18 protein-coding genes are annotated in these 21,755 nt (G+C 58.4%); 14 read left to right on the top strand and 4 right to left on the bottom strand.

Features of this window, described 5'->3' with window-relative positions; translation table 11 throughout:
- The first annotated feature begins 2 nt into the window (after positions 1-2).
- From ACK4HL_RS03940 to ACK4HL_RS03930, 3 genes are all read left to right on the top strand, one after another.
- Positions 3-1,067 (top strand): Rad52/Rad22 family DNA repair protein, encoded by a 1,065-nt coding sequence (locus ACK4HL_RS03940; protein WP_409756735.1) that lies wholly within the window; start codon positions 3-5, stop codon positions 1,065-1,067.
- A gap of 513 nt (positions 1,068-1,580) precedes the next feature.
- Entirely contained in the window at positions 1,581-2,255 is a 675-nt protein-coding gene (locus ACK4HL_RS03935; protein ID WP_409756734.1) for a hypothetical protein, read from the top strand.
- A 197-nt stretch (positions 2,256-2,452) separates the two neighbouring features.
- Positions 2,453-3,613, top strand: coding sequence for a sulfite oxidase (locus tag ACK4HL_RS03930; protein ID WP_409756733.1), 1,161 nt, complete (start codon positions 2,453-2,455; stop codon positions 3,611-3,613).
- Positions 3,614-3,847: 234 nt separating this feature from the next.
- Here the strand turns inward: ACK4HL_RS03930 and ACK4HL_RS03925 are convergent, their stop codons facing one another.
- Positions 3,848-5,314 carry a TadE/TadG family type IV pilus assembly protein gene (locus ACK4HL_RS03925; RefSeq protein ID WP_409756732.1) on the bottom strand — a complete coding sequence of 489 codons (1,467 nt, stop codon included), beginning with the start codon at positions 5,312-5,314 and terminating at the stop codon, positions 3,848-3,850.
- Between the two features lie 797 nt (positions 5,315-6,111).
- Here ACK4HL_RS03925 and ACK4HL_RS03920 point away from each other — a divergent pair.
- Both ACK4HL_RS03920 and ACK4HL_RS03915 read left to right on the top strand, forming a co-directional pair.
- Positions 6,112-6,363, top strand: a complete 252-nt coding sequence (locus ACK4HL_RS03920) for a hypothetical protein (protein WP_409756731.1) — start codon at positions 6,112-6,114, stop codon at positions 6,361-6,363.
- Positions 6,364-6,542: 179 nt separating this feature from the next.
- Positions 6,543-7,532: a fatty acid desaturase gene (locus ACK4HL_RS03915; RefSeq protein ID WP_409756730.1), complete on the top strand. Its 990-nt coding sequence runs from the start codon at positions 6,543-6,545 to the stop codon at positions 7,530-7,532.
- Positions 7,533-7,575: 43 nt separating this feature from the next.
- Here the strand turns inward: ACK4HL_RS03915 and ACK4HL_RS03910 are convergent, their stop codons facing one another.
- Both ACK4HL_RS03910 and ACK4HL_RS03905 read right to left on the bottom strand, forming a co-directional pair.
- Positions 7,576-8,262: an RES family NAD+ phosphorylase gene (locus ACK4HL_RS03910; RefSeq protein WP_409756729.1), complete on the bottom strand. Its 687-nt coding sequence runs from the start codon at positions 8,260-8,262 to the stop codon at positions 7,576-7,578.
- Positions 8,259-8,696: an MbcA/ParS/Xre antitoxin family protein gene (locus tag ACK4HL_RS03905; RefSeq protein ID WP_409756728.1), complete on the bottom strand. Its 438-nt coding sequence runs from the start codon at positions 8,694-8,696 to the stop codon at positions 8,259-8,261. Before ACK4HL_RS03905 ends, ACK4HL_RS03910 begins: the two co-directional genes overlap by 4 nt.
- A gap of 541 nt (positions 8,697-9,237) precedes the next feature.
- On the opposite strand from ACK4HL_RS03905, the gene ACK4HL_RS03900 reads away from it, so the two are divergent.
- The 4 genes from ACK4HL_RS03900 (at position 9,238) to ACK4HL_RS03885 (ending at position 12,796) form a co-directional block, all read left to right on the top strand.
- The gene (locus ACK4HL_RS03900; protein ID WP_409756727.1) at positions 9,238-9,807 is read left to right on the top strand and encodes a DnaJ domain-containing protein; all 570 of its coding nucleotides are present in this window, start codon (positions 9,238-9,240) and stop codon (positions 9,805-9,807) included.
- A 171-nt stretch (positions 9,808-9,978) separates the two neighbouring features.
- Complete coding sequence (locus tag ACK4HL_RS03895; protein ID WP_409756726.1) at positions 9,979-10,353, top strand: hypothetical protein; 375 nt, start codon at positions 9,979-9,981, stop codon at positions 10,351-10,353.
- A gap of 647 nt (positions 10,354-11,000) precedes the next feature.
- Positions 11,001-11,846 carry an HAD family phosphatase gene (locus ACK4HL_RS03890; protein ID WP_409756725.1) on the top strand — a complete coding sequence of 282 codons (846 nt, stop codon included), beginning with the start codon at positions 11,001-11,003 and terminating at the stop codon, positions 11,844-11,846.
- Positions 11,843-12,796: a phosphotransferase family protein gene (locus tag ACK4HL_RS03885; RefSeq protein WP_409756724.1), complete on the top strand. Its 954-nt coding sequence runs from the start codon at positions 11,843-11,845 to the stop codon at positions 12,794-12,796. The genes ACK4HL_RS03890 and ACK4HL_RS03885 overlap by 4 nt, the downstream gene beginning before the upstream one ends.
- Positions 12,797-13,729: 933 nt before the next feature.
- On the opposite strand, the gene ACK4HL_RS03880 is transcribed toward ACK4HL_RS03885, so the two are convergent.
- Positions 13,730-14,581 carry a transporter substrate-binding domain-containing protein gene (locus ACK4HL_RS03880; RefSeq protein ID WP_409756723.1) on the bottom strand — a complete coding sequence of 284 codons (852 nt, stop codon included), beginning with the start codon at positions 14,579-14,581 and terminating at the stop codon, positions 13,730-13,732.
- Positions 14,582-14,798: 217 nt separating this feature from the next.
- On the opposite strand from ACK4HL_RS03880, the gene ACK4HL_RS03875 reads away from it, so the two are divergent.
- The 5 genes from ACK4HL_RS03875 to ACK4HL_RS03855 all read left to right on the top strand — a co-directional run bounded on the left by ACK4HL_RS03875 (position 14,799) and on the right by ACK4HL_RS03855 (position 21,377).
- The gene (locus tag ACK4HL_RS03875) at positions 14,799-17,579 is read left to right on the top strand and encodes a response regulator (RefSeq protein ID WP_409756722.1); all 2,781 of its coding nucleotides are present in this window, start codon (positions 14,799-14,801) and stop codon (positions 17,577-17,579) included.
- A gap of 23 nt (positions 17,580-17,602) precedes the next feature.
- Positions 17,603-18,457: a transporter substrate-binding domain-containing protein gene (locus ACK4HL_RS03870; protein ID WP_409756721.1), complete on the top strand. Its 855-nt coding sequence runs from the start codon at positions 17,603-17,605 to the stop codon at positions 18,455-18,457.
- Positions 18,458-18,530: 73 nt separating this feature from the next.
- Positions 18,531-19,364, top strand: coding sequence for a transporter substrate-binding domain-containing protein (locus ACK4HL_RS03865; RefSeq protein ID WP_409756720.1), 834 nt, complete (start codon positions 18,531-18,533; stop codon positions 19,362-19,364).
- Positions 19,365-19,476: 112 nt separating this feature from the next.
- Positions 19,477-19,830 (top strand): Hpt domain-containing protein, encoded by a 354-nt coding sequence (locus ACK4HL_RS03860; RefSeq protein WP_409756719.1) that lies wholly within the window; start codon positions 19,477-19,479, stop codon positions 19,828-19,830.
- Positions 19,831-19,841: 11 nt separating this feature from the next.
- Positions 19,842-21,377, top strand: a complete 1,536-nt coding sequence (locus ACK4HL_RS03855; RefSeq protein ID WP_409756751.1) for a response regulator — start codon at positions 19,842-19,844, stop codon at positions 21,375-21,377.
- Positions 21,378-21,755: the final 378 nt, after the last annotated feature.

Here is a 21,755-nt window from a genome sequence, read left to right as displayed (position 1 = left end):
CCATGACTTTCACCGCCTCGCAAGTCCGAAAGCTCCGATCGAAGCTCAAACCCCAGCATGTGAGGACCAGGGAGGCCGAGGGGCTCTCGCTGTCCTATCTGGAGGGCTGGCATGTCCTGGCCGAGGCGAACCGCATCTTCGGCTTCGACGGCTGGGACCGGGAGACCATCTCCAGCGACTGCGTGTGGACGAAGCAGGTCGCGGGCCGCTACTGCGCTGCCTACGTCACCCGGGTCCGTATTCGAGTGCGGGCAGGGGAGGCGGTGATCGTCCGGGAGGGGAGTGGGGCCGGCGAATCCAACGCCGCCACCCCCGGCCAGGCGCATGAGTTTGCCGCCAAGGCCGCCGAGACCGATGCCACCAAGCGGGCGCTGATGACCTTCGGCAATGCCTTTGGGCTCTCCCTCTACGGCGGAACGCTGGAGCCGCGTGGCAAGGCTCCCAGCTCAGAAGGCCCGCCGCCGGCGAGGGAAGTCGCTCCAGTGAAGGTCGTGGCTGGGGAGGCGCAGCCGCTGCCGCAGAAGATGCCGACCGCAGTCCTTGTGGCCGACCCCAAGCCGGTTACCCTGCCGGAGGTTAATCCCAGTCCCTCAGGCGAGGCGCCCCCGGCCGCCGCTGAGACCGTCCCAGCGGAGCTCGCATCTGCGACGGAGGCCAAGGAGGCCGTGACCGACACGCCGGCGTGGCCCGAGATCAAGCCCCTCGAGGAGGCCGAGAGGCTCTCCCAAGAGCGCTCGCAGCGCATCGACAAGGCCGAACTCACCCTCTCGGAGCCCCGCCGCATCCGTGACCTCGGCCACCTCGCCTTCGTCGCCTCGAAGCCCTGCCTGATCTGCGGCAGGAACCGCGCCCACGCGCATCACCTCAAGTTCGCCCAGCCGACCGCCCTGGGCCGCAAGGTCTCGGACGAGTTCACCGTTCCCCTCTGCTCAAACCACCACCGGGAACTCCACCAGCATGGCGACGAGCGCGCCTGGTGGGCCGCCCACGGCATTGACGCGCTGAAGGTGGCGGAGGAGCTATGGGCGTCGAGGAGGAGGAGCATCGAATCAGCGATGCGAGCCTAGTTCCGCGACAAATCAGCTTGATCCCGATGGACTTCTGGTGCGGTAGGGGGCGGAAGGGCAGCAACGGTCCTCAAGCCGCATACTTGGCCGGCGCGCTCACTCTCCCGCCAACATCCCGCGCACATGTGGTCCTCAAAAACAGCAGGAACTGTCAGGATTCGGTTTGGGTTGGTGGCCTCCTCAGGGCCTCCCTCCCGGTACTGAGCTGATACGTGACGAGCCTTACCTTGAGCGGAAAAACTGCGACTTTGCAGCTCACCATAGAACTTCTCTTCGTCGTCAAATGGCTCTGGCTGTATGGCGAGCGAAGCGTCGAGCCTCTGTCTCTTCAGCAGTTTGGCCCGCGGGGCATCGCGTCCTGTGATGTTCCAGCGGCATCAGGCGATGAGAAAACGGCATTATCTGCCGCATTTGGCCGGAAGTAGACTTGCCACATTCGAAGAGCGGATCACGGGTCGGGAAGCGTTCCTACCTGAGCGGGAGCCTTCCTGTTTTAGTGGAGGAGATCGTCACATGACCGCGTATGATGTTGATCGCATTGGTACCATTCCTAACAAGGTCCAGAAGTGTATTAACCAACGCCTAATGGCGTGTTGTGGTTTTCAGCCATTTAGCGATCTTCACTCAGCAGCAAGAGTGACGATGAAACGACATGCGGTTTTCTTGGTTGCCGCGCTTGCGAGCGCAGTCGTGGTCAGCTCAGCGGCGCGGGCGGATAGCGACCCCGACATGATCAAGAGCGCAGAATCAGCTGCACCAAGCCCGGTCAGCACTGGCGCCACCATCTACGCGATGAATGACAAGGGTGAGATGCGCACCCTCCGCGAAGGCAATAACGGCTGGTGGTGCATGCCCGACACGCCGTCATCACCAGGGCCTGACCCGATGTGCGGCGATGCCAATTCGATGGAGTGGGCGATGGCGTGGATTTCCCAGAAGGAGCCGCCAAAGGGTAAAGTAGGCTTTATCTACATGATGGCTGGAGGATCCGATGCCAGCAACACTGATCCATACGCTCTAGGTCCAGCGGATGGCAACAATTGGGTTTCGACACCTCCGCATGTGATGATCGTCAACGCTACGGATATGATGGCAGGATACCCCTCAGATGCCAATCCAGATACCAGCAGGCCATACATCATGTGGCCCAACACCCCCTATGCACACCTCATGATTCCAGTCAACTAGACTCTTCTGAGCGGATGCAGCTCAGTGCCCGAGGCAGACATTCAGCTGGTTATGAGCAGATGACGGAGTAAGCACCACTACGTGCTTCTGCTAGCGGAGGGAGCTTGAGGCACTTCGCCGTCGAGAACTCTAGTCGATAATCTCCGCCGCGCAACGCAAAGTTACCTCCGCAACACAATCGAAAGGATCAGGCTGTCATGTTGACTCTCACGCGCCGTGACTTTATCGCCTCGTCGGCGAGCACAATGGCTCTGATAGCCATGAGTAAGGCCGCATTGGCGTTCCCAACCCGAACGGGGGAGACAGTGATCCCTTGGTTGGACCAGCCTGCTCCCAATCCGGTCCCGGATATCATCAAGAGCCAGCTCGTTTGGGAGGACCTGGATTCCTGGATCACGCCGAACGAGAAATTCTTTTCAATTGCTCACTTTGACCGACCAAGGATTGATGCTGCTAGCTGGAAGCTGGAGATAGACGGCCAGGTCATCAAACCTCTGACCCTGACACTTGCCGAAATCAAGCAGCGGCCCCGCCAGGAGGTGACTTTTACCATTGAATGCTCGGGCAACCATGGCCTTCCGTTTTTTCATGGCGGGATCGGCAATGCCCGCTGGACGGGTACGCAGCTAGCAACGGTTTTGGAGGAGGCAGGCGTGAAGGAAAGCGGCATCGAAGTCGTGTTCTGGGGCGCCGACGCTGGCGATATTGAAATCAAAGATCAGGCGCACGACGTCAAGATGCATCAGAACTTTGCCCGGTCAATGTCACTCACCGATGCGATGAACCCAAACAACATCTTGTGCTATGAGATGAACGGCGTGGACCTTCCACCTGACAATGGTGCCCCGGTCCGTTTGATAGCCCCGGGATGGTACGGCGTTGCCAATGTCAAGTGGCTGAAGCGCATCGAGGTACGCGACACCCGTTTTATGAACTTGTTCATGGGGCGGAACTACGTAACGATACGCGAGGAAGATCATAATGGCGAGACGGTGTGGACTGAAACATCAGTAGGAAAGGCCCTTCTCAAATCCGCACCAGCTAAGGTCACACGCAACGACGAGGGTTACCGCATTGTCGGTGCGGCCTGGGGTGCGCCTATTGCCAAGGTGGAGGTCAAAATCGATGACGGTCCATGGCAGGCAGCGGTCATGGACCGTAGCGAGGATGCGGAGTTCGCCTGGACGATATGGTCTGTTGACTGGGGCACTGCAGCGCCAGGAGAGCATAGCATAACCTCACGTGCCACCGATGCGTCGGGCCGGGTTCAGCCCACCATGGACGATCCGTGGATCGCCAAGAAACATACCTATTGGGAAAGCAATGGGCAGATCACACGAAAGGTGAGAGTACCATAGGCATGCTTTTGGGTAGGTGCGAGATCACTCGCTTAGCGTCGGTGAGAACGGGAGGTGTAGGAACACTCTTTCCCATGCTCCTGGCACCGTTCTTGTTCTGAATGTGACATTCCGCACCGCCACACGCCGCCGCCATCTGTTCGCCGCTTCCAAGCCTTGTTAATCGGAGTCAGGCAGTGCCAGCGCACGACACTTGGGCTGCCCAGGAGTCCGCCAAGTCTATGCCTTCAGGTCCTACTTCAGCGACACGATACTAACGCCGCTTCCCGCTTCAACAAGCGGGGGAAGGCCCGCTGCCTTGCTGTCCCCAGCGCCGCCCACCCGCAGCTGACCGTTGCCTTCGATGTAGATCTTGTCCGCTACGATGGAGAAAAGCGGATCGTCAGCGGCAATTTTTTCCGGGCTTGAGGCGGTACCGGTGCCGCCCCCCGTGACGTACAAAATGTTGTTCGGATAGTAGACGACGCCGGTGATCGACTTGGTGCCGCCACCAATGATGGTGTTGGCGGTGGTTTTGGACGTCGAAGTCCTTGAGTTCGGATGCTGGGCGATGACGATGCCCTTGAAAGGCCCGCTGGCCGTCGCCACGAGGTGAACATTCGACTGTGCCTGAACGTCGAGGCGCGTTTGAGTGGCGTTCGTCACCTTGGTCTGCGCGTCCGGCTCAGTCAGGATGATGGTCACCCCTTCGGAGGCGGCGTCAATGCGCCCGTCTTTGTTGACATCGGCATTCTTGAGTGTGGCGTTCTGCACCTCAAACTTACCGTTCTGGATGAAATAAACGCCGGGGTTCAGATACACAGTGGCGCCCGCCTTCACTTGTATGCCGCCCTTGTAGATGCCTGGATTTAGGGTCTCGACGGCGCTCGATCCTGTGAAGGTGAGCTGGGTGAATTTCTTGGAGCTCTTGCTGTACCCGTCGTACTGCTCCTTGGCGTTGCTGTAAGCGGTCCCATAACCATCGTCGAACTGCTTCCTGTAGGGGTCGGGCCGGGGGGCGCAAGCCGTGTCACCAGTCTTGGGTTTTGGCTGATAGTTGCTGCCGACATAATTTCCGGTAACGCAGATGGTCGCTGCCGTCAGCGTGGCATTTCCATTTTGATATAGGCCTCGATTGGAAATGGAGTTCACCCAGACAGAGCACTTTGGAGCGTACAAGTCTGCCGTGCCCTGGATTTCCAGCGATTGCTCGCTTGATGGATTGAGCGCGAGAATGCACAGCGGAGCTGGAGCGGAGGTCCAATCTGCCTGCGAATCCGCCGCAATGCGGAAATGATTGTTGTCTGAATTGTCGTGGGGTAAGAGGTTCAGCACGTTCGTGAGTGATCCCTTCACCGTTGCGGCCACGGACACGGTGACGTTCGAGGCAGTGGCTTTCACCACCGGTTTCTCCACGGCCTCGATATCTGTCAGATGGGAGAGGCCGTCATTCAGGAAACTCTCGGCGATTTTGACTCGCTTGGCTCTCACCTCGTCAGAACTGCCCGATAGGTTTCGTGCGCTGGCGGCGGCGAGCGCCGCTCCGTCGGCGACCGTCTGAAGGTGATCTTGGATCCGACTCATGCGGCCAAGGTCGATTGCAATTCCCGCTGCGGCGATGACGGGCAACGCCGCGATGCTGGTCACCACGGTCAGATTGCCCCGGCTGGAGCGGCTGTAGCGAAGAATGCGACTAGCAATAGCATTGAAAAATGAGGCCATGTGCTCACGCCCTTTAGTCGTGACAATCCTGCGGCGAGTTTCGCGTCAGCATTACCTCCCGGGGGTTAAGTAGACATTGAAAACTCAATCGTTCTTCGGATATGAGGAAAAATGTCTGCTACGGTTAAGAATTAGCTACCAAAGTCGCATTAGCGGCCAGAAGTCGCGAGAGCGTTTGGGCGGGCGATAGAGTTATGACATTCGATCATTCCGGGTCCTCTCCACCCGCTTGAGAATAAGTCTCACCCCATCGACATACAAAGGCGAACCTCTTCCCTGGCGCGACGCGGCCCAGGCTTTATTCGCAGCTGCGCACTTTAAACCTGACATTTGGGTGAACATGCCCTATATGGAGTTCATTGCCGGTCCGTCCATCTGAGCCCCGGCAGCAGAGAGACGCTCCTCGTGCTCCCGCTCAAGAAGCATGAAGGGGATAGGATGTCTCAGAAATCACGCCATTTAGTTTTGAACGATGTACGGTTCTCCGCGCTGCCCCCCACATCGGGCAGTATTCCGAGAGCAGGGGATCCTTCTTCGCAAGACTTATCAGAGCACGTAGTACTTGCCCGCACCGAACGGCTGCCGAGTAGGTCGAGGGTAGTTGGCCTCCACCGGATCACGGGATACGGCGGAAGTCCAAACGACGTCCGGGTCCTCAGCGGTGGTCGTGCATTCTACATCACGGAAGCAGAGTATCGCCGGGAGGAATACCTGCCCCCCTTCGAGGCCTTACAGTGGCTTTTCTCGCCAGCAAACCTCGCGCCGGTAAAGAGGCGATGATACGCTCATCCCGGGACATGATCACTTTCCACCACTCGTTTAGTCTTGCGGGCCTCGACGCACTTCAACCCCCCGGGACTTATATGGTGATCACGGAGGAGGAGGAGATACCCGGCCTCTCGTTTCAGGCGTGGCGAAGAATTGCCACGCAGATATACCTACCGGCAATCGGCGTCGACAGCGGCAAGGAGCAAGTCGTCACTATCGACCCCCGGGAGCTTGCCCAGGCGCAGAAGCGCGATACCGAGAAGGAGGAGCCGGAATGCTGATAGTTCTCTTCGCCAGTCTCTGATCGGTGCGCGAGGGTATGGAGGGATAGGCCTAGTCTTGCCTTGGAGAGGCGGATCACTTCTCAACCTTACCCCTCTTTCAAGACGGGAAGCAACGTTATCGCGGCTGTCCCGCCCGTGTGTACTCTTTCCCTAAACTTTTGTGAGAAACCGACAACGTGACCGCCGACGCAAGTAACTGGAACTCCCGCCTCCAAGTATACAAGCTCCCCAATGATCGCCGCGCGGCCCTCGAACTGGCGCTGACGGCTCTTCCGTTTACAGCCCTGTGGTTTTTAATGTGGATTGCGAGCGGTGTCAGCGTCGTCCTGCCGCTGCTTCTCGGAGTGGGGGCAGCAGCGTTGCTCGTCCGTCTCTTCATGATCCAGCATGACTGCGGCCACAACGCGTTCTTCTCCTCCAGAAGGGCCAACGACTGGACGGGGCGCGTCTTAGGCGTTCTGACCCTGACCCCCTACGACCTCTGGCGCCACTCCCACGCCCTCCACCATGCAGGCTCCGGCAACCTCAACAAACGCGGCATCGGCGACATCGACACGCTGACGGTAGATGAGTTCCTCTCCCGGAGCCGCTGGGATCGCGCTCGCTACCGCGTCTACCGCCACCCCCTCGTCATGTTCGGCTTTGGCCCAAGCTATTTGTTTCTCCTGCAGCACCGGCTACCCCTAGGCGCCGTGAGTGGGGGTGTGATGCCTTGGGCGAGCTCGATGCTTACCAATCTCGGTATTGCGGCGCTCGCTGCAGCCCTCATTCATCTCACCGGCGTGTCCACGTTTCTCCTGATCCATCTCCCGATTGTCATAATCGGCGCCTCAGTCGGCGTCTGGCTGTTTTACGTGCAGCACCAGTTCGAGCAGACGTATTGGGAGGCTGAATCCAACTGGTCCCACCCTGATGCGGCGCTGCACGGCAGCTCCTTCTATGATCTTCCCGCGCCGCTGATGTGGCTCACCGGAAACATCGGTGTTCACCATCTTCATCACCTCTCGAGCCGTATCCCCTTCTACCGGCTCCCTGAGGCGCTTGCAGATTACCCGGAGCTCCGAGAGATCGGCCGAATTACGCTTTGGGAGAGTCTCAAGTGTGTGCGGTTGGCACTCTGGGACGAAGATCAGAAGAGGATGGTGTCCTTCACGAGCGTGAAGTAATGGCCGAGGGTGCCGGCAGCTCTGTGAATTGGCTCTTTATTCGTCAAGTAATATCAACCTTTGGCTCCTCTCCCGCTGCAATGGTGAGGCGGAGAGTATGCTCCTTCCTCACGTTGGCCACGACGGCAGGACGGAAGCAGGCGATGCACGTGCCGCCGTCATGCCGCACACTCGGGTAGACCACTCCCAGCGAGGAACTCTCCATCAGCTGATGCGCCAGTTTCTGGGAAGCAACGTAACTGTCGGGCGCGAGGCAAGACGTGAACTCAGGCGCATCCCGGAGATCATGAAAGCTGCCGCTGAAATCCGCGAGGTAATCGTCGTAGGTCACTGTGACCGGTGATGTCCACGATGCTTCGGCGATTTCGACTTGCTTGTGAAAGCTGACTTCCGCGATTGATGTCTCGAGCTCAAAGCCCCCATACCACGCGCCCCGGTCGGGGCCATTGAAGCGGCTTCCATGGGGGTGGGCATGGCAGAAGGCGGCGTTGATAATGCGGTAGAACGGCACACCGAAGACGAGCTCCCCGAGCCCGATCCCCGGCAACAGGTCATTCTCTGCGATGAGGCGGTCATTCGTGGCGTGATCAAGGTCGAAGATATCGTTCAGATGGGCATCGTCAGAGGCGATGCGAGCCAGAACGCTCGCGCCGTCGTCGCTGTACCGAGAGGGTATCAGGCGGTGCGTGTCGAACTGGCGGACCAGCGAGACAGGCGGCAACGCCGTCAATGGCCGCCCCGCCGCGCGTCGAGCAATCGCCTCACCGTCCACATGGCGGCCAGCCCCCCCTCCCTCATGTAGGACAAGGGCGTGCCGCCATTGAAGAGCCTGTTCTTGTTGGGCAGCGTGATCCACGCGTCCGCCAGGTCTTCCGGGTAGAGGATGTTGAGGCTCTTGAAGATGCCGACGAGAAGCGAGATCCGCGCCAGCCGGTCGACGTCGAGAACACGCTCCGGGTTTCTCTTCATCTCGTAGAAGACCCCGTTGGAAATGCCTCCCAGGAGGTCGCGGGCGTCGCCATCCCTGACACGCCACCTCTCCATGATGTTGAAGAACGCCCTAATGGCGGAGGGGCTCAGCCGCTTGCGTTCCGCCGGATCGCTCATGTTGATAAGCGCAGAGGGCTCGTAGCTGGACTTGGGGTATGCGAGCTGGCTCTGCATTCTGCTCTCCGAATTCGGAGTATATATACTTCCAAAACGAAGAAGGTCAAGCATTACCTCGCTCTCTCCGGGCGAGGCGTGGGCGGAGCACCGTATGGCTCGTGAGTGCTGCTCGCCCCGGGCCGGAGATCAAGCCCCTTTATGAGGCGGAGAGGCTCAACCGTGAGCGTGCGAAGCCCATCAACGAGGCGGAGCTTGCGCTCTCCGAGTCCGCCGCATCTTTAACTTGAGCCACCCTGGCGATCCCCGCATTTGGAAAGGCCCCGCTCGCGGCGGATGCTGAAAGGTCTATCTAAAGCTGCAATCACTCGTTAACTACCCCTTCACTTCGCGGCAGCGGCGTTATTGCCCCCGTGGCGCCGCTCCCCCTGATGGCCGAGGCCTCCAGCGTTCACGCCCCGGCGCCAGTGTCGTGACGGCCGTGATCCGCTTCTGCTGGGATGCCGAGCCCTCACTCGTAAGACGCAGGTACCCTCAGTCCGTCCTCCTGGCATCAAAATTGCTAGAAATTGCTGCAACTGCGGTAGGGAGGCATTAACCAATGGAACGCGGACACTTCATCGACTACTACGAAGTCCTCGGGCTCGAACTGGGCGCCAGCTCCGAGGCCATCTCGCGGCAGTTCTACAAGCTTGCCAAGCGATACCACCCCGACAATCCGCTAACCGGCAACCGAGAGAAGTTTGACCTTATCGCCAAGGCGCATGACCTCCTGAAGGACGCCGAGAGGCGCTCGCAATATGACTTGCGGCACGGGCACGTCCGCAGCTCACCTGACCACAGCTCCGGGCCGGCGAGCACCGCCGGCAGCGTGGAGAAGGATATGGCAGTCCAGGAACGTCTTCTCCATGTCTTCTACGCCAGGCGGCGACACAGCGTTAAGAGCCCCGGCGTGCCTGACTTCGAGTTGGAGCGCACCTTCGGCTGCCCGCTGGAGCAGCTCGACTTCCACCTCTGGTATCTGAAGGCGAAGCGCTGGATCGAGAGGCTCGAAGACGGAATGCTCGCAATCACCGTCGACGGCATTGATCACGTCAACGCGGAGCACCAGCGCAACGCTACGATCGGGCTTTTGATGCAGCCGGAGCATCAGCAGGAGAGTTTCGCCTGACCACAGCGATACCCTGACCGACTGTGGAGTTGCGGGAGGGCAGTGCCATGCCTCCTGTCAGGTTTCAGGCACGCGCCTTCGCCTCCGAGCAACCCCTGATTACGCTCCCACGGGAACTCTCGCGTGTCCAGTTTGTTTAGCCCGGCAGATAACCTTCCTTAGGAGGACCTGATGCTCAAACAGCTCATGATTGCCGGCGGCATCGTCGCTGCTGCGCTTGCACTTAGTCCAACTGCAGACGCGCACACCCGTACGGGCGTTAGCATTCACTTTGGTGTGCCCTTTTATACCTACCGCGTCGGCCCGGGCTGGCGCTACTATGACGGCTATGGTTGGTACGATTACCGCCGCCACGGCGACTTTCGGCGAAACTTCCAAAAGCGGCTCACCTGCAACCAGGCACGCCGCTTGGTGGACCGATCAGGCTACGACGATGTCCGGGTGCGCGAATGTAACGGCCGCACCTATACCTTCCGGGCCGACCGCCGGGGTAGGACGGTCACCGTCTACGTAAATTCGCGGACCGGTGCCATCTGGCGAGGCTAGAAGTCCAAGGGAGGGGAGAGGCGCTCTATTGCGTCTCCCACTCCTTATGAGGCGCGCTCGATTGAGGGTCTATCGAGCTTCTGTTGCTATTGTCGCCGCAGTATCCTGGACTGCCCGTTCTGACATCGTATAGACTTGGGTTAAGTAACTGCGACTGCACTGCTGAGATCGGCGCTCAAGGACTGGGCGGGCGGTGGATCTATGTTGCCCCCGTCGTCAATTTGGTGGTTGTTTTAAATGCTGGCAATATGGGACAGCGATGACGGTGACATATCCTTTGACAACTTCGAGAAGAATGTTCTTGACGCGACACGCCACTAGAGCGTGGTAAGGCCATCCGCCGAACAGCGCCAAACGGCCAGAACACCAACACCACTCGCGACGCCGATGGTAACGGCAAACCCAAACAGGGTCCTGCCAGGAACCTTAAAGTTCAGCTCCATCACCTTCGCCCAGCCGGGAACCCATAGCACGCGGAGCCGGTGTGAGCTCCTCGGCGATCTGGTGTAGAGTATGCTGAACTTTTCGTGTTCCCCCGGATTGTGCCGAACGAAGTCAACTCAATGCAGGGTTTCATGAGTCCTGAGCAGGATGCAACACTGAGAAGGTTCCTGTCGGCTGTTCCGGCCAGCAGGGCAGGGGCAATCATGACTGATCTGGATGGCACGGCAATTCATGAGTTTGAAGGACGACTTGCTATCCCGGAGCGGGTGGCCCTCGCGTTGAGGGAGTTGAATGAGTCCGGCCGGCAGGTCGTCATCAACTCACTTCGCTTCCCGCTGAATGTTATCCGAACGTTCGGCCGGGAATGGTATTCGGTCACCAGCGCCCCACTGCCGATCATCTCACTGAATGGCAGTCTCACCGGCTACTTGACCGAGGCCGAAGATGGTCAGATCGCCTTCCGCGAACTCGATGCATTCTGCCTTGCTCGCAGCGATGTCGACGAGCTCATAGAGCAGACATCCGAACTCCTGAACGCCGGCGCAGATGAGATGGCCATTTTCTTATACCCGCGGGACTGGACCAAGGGAGAACTCATCTGGGCGCCGACACCGCGCACTGTCGAGCCATTTAGAGCGAAGTATCTAAGTGCCAGTGAGGTTTTCACTTCCAGTTTGGTAGACCTCAAGGCGCGCCTGGTAGCTGAGCCTCACTGTATGGTGTTCGCACTTATCGAGGCAACCGGCGACAGACTAATGGCTTATCAGCACGTCTCCCAGCGCCGCTTTGTCACAAGACGAGGCGTGGACAAACGCTTCGGTGCCCACGCTCTCTGTGAGCGGCTGGGTCTCGCCTTCGACGCAAGCGTCGGTGCTGGCGATACACTGATGGACACATTCCTCTCCGGCATCGGTCTTGCGATTACCGTCGGCGCTGGCGAGTTGGGATTTGAAGGCAAACATGGTAGTCTGCGTGTGGCATCCTCCTCCGAACTTGGAGACCTGCTCTTCCGACTTGCAGAATTGGATCGTGAGATGAGGGCTCAATGAACATGGCGGCTGACTCCGAGCTAGAGACGATCGACGATCGTACCGCTAGGGAAATGGCGAAGGCGGTGGCTGATCATCACTGGGGCAAGAAGGTCAAGCAAGTGAAGCCGCTTGGTGGCGGTCTTACCAATCTCGTCTTCGAAGTCGACGCGAGCGGGGGCCCCTACATCATCCGAATTGGCAAGCATCCCTCAAAGGTAAAGGATTTCTTGAAAGAACAATGGGCCATCAGCCAGGCCCACGATGCAGGAGTGCCGGTACCAGAAGTGTTGGAAGTTGGTGCCGAATTCGTGCCTGCTCCCTACATGATCTCACGCTCTGTCGCGGGCGTGGAGGGCACAAAGGTCGAGGACCCCCTCCCGATCCTTGAAGAAATGGGTCGGCTCACCTCCCTTATTCATACCGTCGCGACTTCAGGATTTGGCCACACATTTGATTGGTCAAGCAATAAGCTATCACGCAAGGAAACCTGGAGCGAATTCCTGAAGCGCGAGTTGCGATTAGAGGAGCGGCTCGGCGTCCTCCAGAAGCACAAGATGTTATCTCAAAAGCAGGGCGAGGGTCGGAAGCAGGCATTACGTGAAATCGAAGACTGGAGCTCGGCCCCTGTGCTCAATCATGGCGATATGCGCCTCAAGAATGTCATCCTCGATGGGAAGAGTGGAAAAATCAAGGCGATACTGGATTGGGAATTCTGCTGCTCGAACATTGCGCCGCACTGGGACTTGTCTCTTGCACTGCATGATCTCTCGATTGACGCTAAGCAGTCATTTATCTCAGGGTACGGTTTGAAGGAGAAGGACATCCTCAAGATGGCCCCCATTCTGAAAGCATTGAACGTGATCAACTACGCGCCGTACGTCGCCAACGCCGCAGAGCAGGGCGACAAGGAACGATTGGCACAGTACCGCATCCGCTTTAGTGGCGCGCTGGATCTCTATTCGCTTTAGCGAATGCCGAGCGGTTCGTGCTGGAAACACCGATGACTTACTGCATGAACCCCGCCCAGTATAGACCTGCAGGGAACACAGAGGCTTCCATCACTATACTAAGCAGCCAGCTCGTAAACAGAAGAGCTGCAAGAAGTTTTTCACTCAATTTCAACCGGCCTTCTCCTTCTGCTTGAGGAGAGCACCCCTACCTCTGCCTTCCAATCAGTCGCCTATTCGAATAACCGGAACTCATCTCCCGGGTTCCGCCTGCTGTTCCAGGATGGTTCTATTTCAGCGAGTGAAGCGAAGCCGCTGCCCCAGGAGGGGTCAACCGTAGTTCCCGTGGCCGCGCGCCACCGGGCTCGGTTGGAGCTGTATCCGGCTCCGCAAGCAAGGCGCCCCAACTACCCTTCCAGTCCTCCCCGCCGGACGCTTGAAGAGACCGGGAGGCTCGGCTGTGAACGCTTCGACCGCATCGTCGAGGCCGAGCTCATCTTCTCGGAGCCCAGTCGCATCCGGAACCTGGGCCAACTCGCTTTCACCCACGGCCAAAACTGATTTGCGGCAGAAACTTCCACGCCCATCACCTGAAGTTTGCCCGGCCGACTGCGCTGCGACGGAAGGTCTCTGACGAGTTCACCGTGACCTTAGCATGGGACGAGCGAGCCTGATGGGCTGCCCGCGGCACTTACGGGCTACAAGTGGCGGAAGGAGCGTTGGAGGTCGGGGTGGAGGTCAGCTGAATCGCAGGGCCGACCCAGCGATCCGTTACTCACCTGCGGCCGTGATTAACTTCGCGGCCAGGAGGCAGACGATCACGGCATCCACACCAGGAACAAGACAAGGTCTTCAGAAACTGGTGTCCTCAACTTGAACGTAGGTAAATTGCGCGGACGGGAGGGGGGGGGGGGGGTAACCACTTCAAAAAGGGAATTCCCGAAACCGAACCTCTCAGGGTTGCGTAATGTCGAGACCAAACCACGTATCAGACAATTCGCTCAAGGTTCCCTCGGCTCGCATATCCTCCACAACTCTCTCAAGAAGTGCCGCAAATTCCTCATCACCCTTCTCCACAGCCAAAGCGCTCGGCGTGAACATGAGCGGGGATCCGACAATTCGGAAGGGACGCCCCTTCTCGATCTCGATCATGATGGTCTGCAGAGAATCGACGACCGCGTCCAACTCAACACCATCGCCTTTTGCCAGAGCGGCGAAAGTCGATGCAGCATCATCAAACTGGAAAAGCACTGGCTTATCGATCTTGTAGACCACGCCAGGAAGTCCCAGGATATCGAACGGTTCGCGGGTCAGGTATTTTTCGAACTCCGTCGACTTTACGCTCCCGATTCTCTTTCCACTGGCATCCTCAGGCCCCCTGATCGACCTGTTGTCCCGGTGTACAGCGAGGCTGGCGAGCGAGTAGGCATACACCACGGGGAACGCCAGCTCCTTTGCTCTCTGCCGCGTGGGGGTCACGCTGGGTGCCACATCCCACTTGCCGTCCCAGCCGCCGGCGACAATTTCGGAGAAAGGGGGCGACACAAATCTGATCCCCACATTGAGCCGCCTCGAAATCTCCATGACCAGTGCGACGTCAAAGCCATCATAACGTCCATCAGCCCTCTGCCACTGAAACGGTGGCCACGCCGTGTCGACGGCTACAACGAGCTCTCCGCTCTGCCTCACCCTCTCCCACACTGGTCCTGCCAAGGAATGGGCGTTCGACAAACCCAAAAAGCAGAGGAAGGCAAGTATCCTTGTGACGTACAGCACGGCTTTCTTTCTTCCATCGGAAAACTGCACCCGCTGCCCCGGGGATCCTCAGATCGTCCCATCTGCCCCGATCCGAACCGATTGTCCCCCACTGGAAACCAGCGTGTCGCAAGTCTGTCGCATCCACATCGTGATGGCAAGCTCACACGCCGGCGGTGGTTTGAAAACCGGAGGTTGACGGCGTATGCCATTGGCCTAAGACTATTTGACGGTGGTTCTGCCGGGGGTGGCGGTCTGGGACTAAAAAATGAGCGTGGAACTCGGATCTTCTCAGGCTCAGCAGGAGCGGCAATTGGGAGCCGTGTTCACGGTGAAGCCTGCGCGGCGGCGCTGGCAGGGCCTGACGGCACGGACTTTCATCAGTCTTGTGGCGCTGGGACTGATGGTGGCCACCATCAGCGTGATTGCTATCGCATCATTCGCGGAGCTGAAGAGGAGCTTCGGCGTCGTTGCCAATGAACAGATTGGCGCCATCACCACCGCAGCCGAACTGCGCCAGCGCGCGACGTCCATAACCCGCCTGGCGCCGGCACTCTACGCGAAGGGGCTGGAGCAGGACGCGCTTTTGGATTTCTCACTGCTGAGCTTCAAAGAGCAGTCGAAGCTGCAGCAGCTGATCGATGTGCTCAAGACCCAAACCAGCGAGTCGCTATCGGAGGTCGAAAGTGCAAAGGTAGAGCTGTTCCGCAACCTCGATACCCTCGCGACGACGCTGTATGACCGCGCGGCAACGGAGGCTGCGCTCAACGCACTTCTCCGTCGCGTCTATCATATTTCGCTGGTGGGTCCCGGAAGCGCGCCGGGTACGGAAGTTCAGGTCGATCCCAGCCTATCGCGGATTGTCGCAGCCGCGTCCCTGGCCCTTCTGACAGCGGAGAGACCTTCCGAGCTTGACGATCTGGTCATCAGGCTGAGGGCACAGCTTTCACAGTTGGCGCGTATCTCGCCTGAGGCGGCCGAGCTTTATCGCGTGCCGTTGCTGGGACCTCAAGGCATTGCATCCCAGAAACGCAGGCTGTTCCAGCTCTTGGCAGATGTTCGCAGGCAGCTGGAGGAAAACGAAGTCCTTTCTGCCAAACTCGTGAGCGAGGCCGATGCAATTTCGGCGCAGATCGTCGAAGACGTCAACCTGCAGAACCGGGCGCTGGAAGAACAGCTGGCGTCACGCAGCTATATTCTCTGGTCCATCGCCGGTCTCGCCGTGCTGGTCGTCATCGGAACAGTCGGATACGTGCAGCATTCTATCGTCGGGCGAATACGAAAGCTGAGCCTTGCCATGCGCCAGTCAACGCCATCCTTGCCGTTGCAGGAACTGACCAAGGGCAATGACGAAATCTCTGACCTGGCAGCCGAGTTCGCCCATCATGTCGACGTCATCAAGAAGACCGAGCAGGAGTTGCTGGGAGCGCGGGAGGCGGCGGAGGCAGCGAATGAGGCGAAGAGCACATTCCTCGCATCGATGAGCCATGAAATTCGCACTCCGATGAACGGCATCATGGGAATGACGAGGCTACTGCTCGATACGGAGCTGAATGCGGAGCAGCGCGACTACTGCAACACCGTGAACGAGGCAGCCGAAACGCTTCTGAAAATCATCAATGACATTCTCGACTTCTCCAAGGTTGAGGCTGGCAAAATGGAACTTGACCGGATTCCCATGGGATTGCGGCACTGCGTGGAGGGAGCGCTCGATCTGGTCGCCTCGCGAGCGGCCGAGAAGTCCCTTTCGCTTGCCTACATATTCGACCCGCCTTTGCCGGAAGGCATCTCTGCTGACCCGACAAGGCTTCGCCAGGTTCTCCTCAATCTCATCAACAATGCCATCAAGTTTACCGAGCGGGGCGAGGTCGTGGTCTCGGTGAGTGGCGAGCAGCTTACGCGCGATCAGGAGGAGCCTCCGCTGTGGCGGTTGGCGTTCTCAGTTCGTGACACGGGCGTGGGAATACCGGCCGATCGGATGGATCGACTGTTCAAGTCTTTCAGTCAGGTTGATGCCTCAACGACACGTCGGTTCGGGGGAACGGGTCTGGGTCTGGCCATCAGCAAAAGGCTGGTTGAACTGATGAATGGTTCGATCTGGGCTGACAGCCGGGAAGGTGAGGGATCGACATTCATGTTTACGATCACGGTTCCGGAGGCCGCCGTCCCGCTTACGATGCCATCGGTTCCGCAGGTCCTCGCCGGACAGAAACTTCTGATCGTTGATGATAATGTTACCAACAGGCTCATTCTCCAGCGCTATGCCGAAGGCTGGCGCATGGAGCCGGTCGTCTTTGCGTCGCCAGCGGCAGCGATAGAAGCCGCCCGTAGCGGCCAAATCTTTGGGGCTGCGATCATCGATCTTCAGATGCCAGGGCAAAGTGGGATCGACCTGCTCGATACGCTCAATGCCATTCTGCAGAAGAGTGAGCTTCCGACCATCATCTACAGTTCCATCTCGCAGTTCTCCAAGTCAGAGCGCGACAGGATCAGGAAGTTCGATCGCTGCGACGTTCTGGTCAAGCCGATCAAGCCATCGATCCTGCTGGAACACCTGACGAACCTGGTTTCGCCGCGCAAACCAGCCCCGTCTGCAGCAGCGGCACCTGCAGAGGTCACCACGCTCGATGCAGGCATGGCGGTCAAGCTGCCGCTCAGGATTTTGCTCACCGACGACAATGCTACAAATCGGAAGCTCGGAACCAAAATCCTCGGCCGGTTGGGATATCAGCCCGACTTGGCAGCCGATGGACGCCAGGCGGTGGAGGCCTGTCTGAAAGACAGATACGACCTGGTGTTGATGGACATTGAAATGCCAGAGATGGATGGCCTCGAGGCAGCCGAGGCCATTCGTCAGAAGGTGAAAGAGCCACTGCCTTACATCGTGGCTCTCACGGCGAATGCCATGACGGGTGATCGCGAACGCTACCTGGCGGCCGGAATGGACGACTATCTGAGCAAGCCAATCAGAATCGAGGAACTGCTGGCATGCCTCGACCGCGTCGGCAAGTCGCGCGCAGTGGCAGAAGATACGCAACAATTGACGTAGACGGTCTGGAGGGGTCAGACATCATGATAGGCACGAGAGCGACAAAGACGACTGTTCTGTTAATCGGTCTCATCCTGACGGGACTGTGGGCGCAAGCCTCAGCGGGCGAAGTGCTCGACCGCATACGCGCCACCGGGGTGATGCGGTCACCTGTTCCCGACATCTGGCCGCCAGGTGTCATTCGCAACGACAAGGGCGAACTCGACGGCTTCGACGTGGAGGTCCTCCGCGAAGTCGGGAAGCGTATGGGCGTGAAGATCGAATACGTCACAAACCCGGATGGCTCCATCGTTACCTGGGACGAGCAGACGTCCGGGAATTGGCAGGGAAAGTACGACATCGTTCTGAATAGCATGACGCCAACTGCCAAAAGGGCTGAACATCTCCACTTTCCGGCGGAGTATTACTACGCCATCGGTGTCCTCGCAGTGCATCGTGACAACAACAGCATCAAGGCCCCTGCCGACGCCAGTGGCAGGCGCATCGGCGTTTTGAAATCCTCACAGTACGAGATGTACCTGAACCGCCAGCCATTCGGCATCGTCGGTCTGCCGCCATTCGAATACAAGATCGAGAACCCGGTGATCGTTCCTTTTGCACACGAGGAGGAAGCCTATGAGGCTCTGTCCAAGGGCGACGGCGTCGAATTGGACGCCACGGTGAACCTCCTCCAGACGGTTTTGGCACTCATCAAGGGAGGTAAGCCGCTGAAAGTCGTGGGTCAGCCCCTCTACCGCGTGCCACAGGCCATCGCAATTCAGCCGGGCGACGATGAGTTTTCAGAAGAGCTGAAGGCGACAGTCGAAGCAATGCGTCAGGATGGCACCCTGGCACGATTGTCCATGAAATGGTTCCAGTTCGACCTGACCGAGAAATAGAAACCCGCGCCAGACAGGTTTGCGGCACAAATGGGGGGAAAGTGTCTTGAGAGTAAGAGCATTCTGCGCTGCAGTGTTGGTCGCCCTAGGAACCACGCTGGCACTTCATACAGGCTTCAGTGTGGCGGGTCCTGTGCTGGACAACATTCGCGCAACGGGCGTCATCCGCGCCCCCACCCCTGATATCTGGCCTCCCCAGGTGATCAAGACCGAGAACGGCGATCTCGACGGTTTCGATGTCGAAGTCTTTCGCGAGATCGCACGGAGGATGGGGGTCAAGGCGGAATTCGTGACCAATTCGGATGGATCGATCATAAAATGGGAGGAGCAGATTGCGGGAAACTGGCAGGGAAAGTACGACATCGTTGTTGGCGGCATGACGCCCACCAAGAAGCGTGCCGAGCACATCGCCTTCCCTGCCATATATCATTACGGGCTGGGAGTTCTCGCCGTTCATCGCAACAACACGACGATCCGGGCACCCGAGGACGCAAGCGGAAAGCGGATTGGGGTGCTCTCGGGAACCCAGTACGAGAACTATTTGAAGAAGATTCCGCCTGGTATCGTCGGTGTGCCGGATTTCATCTACAAGATCAACGACCCCGTCATCGTCAGCTACGATCACGAGGAGGAGGTCTTCAATGCGATGGCCAAGGGCGACGGGGTGGAAATAGATGGATTTGTCAATCTTCTGCCGGTGGTCATGGCCCTGATCAAAGAGGGAAAACCCTTCAAGGTTGTCGGTCAGCCACTTTACCGTGTCCCGCACGGCGTGGCGATCATGCCAAACGACGAAGAATTTGCAGAAGTCATCAGCAAGGTGATCGGTGACATGCATGCGGATGGCACGCTGCGCAATATCTCGATGAAGTGGTACGATTACGATCTCACCTCGGCTGATGAATAGCCTGCCATGCGTAGGTTGCGGTCGGATCCTGTGTTGACAGCGAGCGGCGGGTTACCTCAATTTCGCTGCAAACGTCGCAGTCACGAGGGCCGTAAGGATCTTGGGGGTAAGTGTGGCAATTGACATTCAGGCACTGGCAAAGCTGCGCGAATTGGTCGGCGGTAGCGATGCTGACCTGGCTGAGCTGATCGACTCCTTCCTCGATGAGGCTCCAGCGACAATGAACAGCCTTGTCCTGGCCTTGGAGCAGGCGGAGGTCAACGGTGTCCGCCGCGCGGCCCACACGCTCAAGTCCAATGCGAAGGATATGGGTGCAGTGGATCTTGCGGAAATCAGTGCGGCGATCGAAGCCCTCTGCGCAGATGGCACGCTTCCGAGCTCGGAGGACGTGCAGAAGGCCACGGTGGCGTTGAATGATGCGGTGGTTGAACTCAAAAGATTTGTTGGAAAGGAGCCGCTGCTGTGAACGCGCGGAGCATGCCTGGCAGAATACTCGTTGTCGACGACTCAGCCACTGTAAGACTGAAACTCAAGAAGGCAGTGGAGACGCTGGGTCATGAGGGCGTTGCTGTGGGAGGAGGTGCGGAGGCTCTGAAGCAGCTGTCCGCCTCACCCTTCGACCTGGTGCTCCTCGATATCTTGATGCCCGAGATGGACGGATTTGCGGTGCTAGAGGTGCTGAAGTCCTCGCCGAAGACCAGGGACATTCCCGTCATCGTCATTTCGGCTCTCGATGAGGAAATGGCGAGTGTCGTGAGGGCGATCGAACTCGGTGCGGAAGACTTCCTGCCGAAGGAATTTGAACTGCCGCTTCTGGAGGCGCGCGTATCGACTTGCATCGAAAAGAAACGGTTGCGTGACATTGAGCGGGAATATCTTCGTCAGGTGGGAAAACTGACAAAGGCCGCGGCGACTTTGGAGACTGGCCGGTTCAATCCATCGAAGCTGGGCCTACAGGATGTCGCGAGTCGGAGTGACGGATTGGGCAAACTCGCCAAGGTGTTCTCGGATATGGCCCAAAAGGTCTATGAGCGAGAGCGAAAGTTGCGGCAGAACATCCGGACATTCCGGGGCGGTCTGTTGTTGCTGGCTTGCGGAGGTTTGTGGGGGCTGGTCGTACCGCTCTCGAAGATGGCATCGGAAGTTGACGCTCATCCTGTCGGTCTGGCCATCCTGGTCAACATTCTGGGGGCCATCGTCTGCCTTGGGTTTAGCCTGAAGCGGCAGACAATGCCGATTTTGAGGGATCTGACCCGCAGCGACTGGGTCTTCATCATCGTCTTCGCAGCGATCAGCTCCCTGATCAATCAGGTGCTGGTCTACTGGATGGCAAGTAAGCTTCCAGCCTTCATCGTCTCGATCGTCATTGTACTCGAAGGCTTCATGGTTTTCCTGTTTGCAGCTGTCATGCGCACTGAGGCGCCCAATCTCAAGCGCTTCCTCGGCCTGGGGCTCGGGCTCGTCGGTATCGTTGCGATACTTCTGTTCGGCCAGCCTGCTGACATGAACGTCAACTGGTATTGGCTAGGGATCGCGATGCTGATCCCGATCACCTATGCGGCTGAAGATTTATACCTCGCTGAACGCAAACCTCAGACAATTGACAGTGTTGCCCTGTTCGGGATCAGTCTGGCAGTGTCGGTTGTCATGCTTGTGCCGGTGGCGGTCGTAACTGATGACTTCATTCCAGTTGATCTCCTGGCAAGCCGCCTTGGTATAATTGTCGTATTGATGGCGGGCGCAGCCAATCTCGCAATGCTGCTGTTCATGCTCCTCATCTCGACGACAGGGGCCGTTTTCGCCAGTCAGAATGCCTACGCTGTCACCGCTGCGGGTATCGGCTGGAGCATCATGCTGCTGGGCGAGTCCATACCCATGCTCACATGGGCAGCATTGGCCTTGATTGTGGTAGGACTGATCATGGTTGAGCCAAAGCAGGAGGCCGAGGAGGAGCCGCCGATGTTTGATGACATTCTGGAAGACGACTTAGCAGCTCCGCAAGCGTCCAGTTGAACTAGTCGGTGAGGCGTAACCAGGGCCATCCTCAGCTGGGCGAGCCAGTTATTCGGTGAGTGAAATAATGGCGGCAGTTCCGCTGCAACGGAGATATGTGGGCTGCGTTCGACGACTTCGCACGTGCCAGTTACACCGTATCTCTCCGCCGCTGCTGCAGTCGGCAGGCGCCCTACGCGAGGCCCTCGCGGGGCTCAGAAGCCCGACTCTTCCTACGGCACTCTTCGATGATCAGGTAGTCGAGGCGTGTCATGCGCGCCGCCCCTGCACCTAACCCACCATCCGGACCCGCTCTCAACGAAGGGTAGTGGAGTTCGGACCGACCCATCTGCCAGGCCGCAATTTGATTTGCTGAGAGAGGAGTGCAGGTTTACATTT

It is taken from the genome of Aestuariivirga sp., assembly GCF_046294715.1.
Lineage (GTDB): Bacteria > Pseudomonadota > Alphaproteobacteria > Rhizobiales > Aestuariivirgaceae > Aestuariivirga.
Note: the sequence above shows the minus strand (reverse complement) of the source record. Positions and strands in the feature narration are given on the sequence as shown.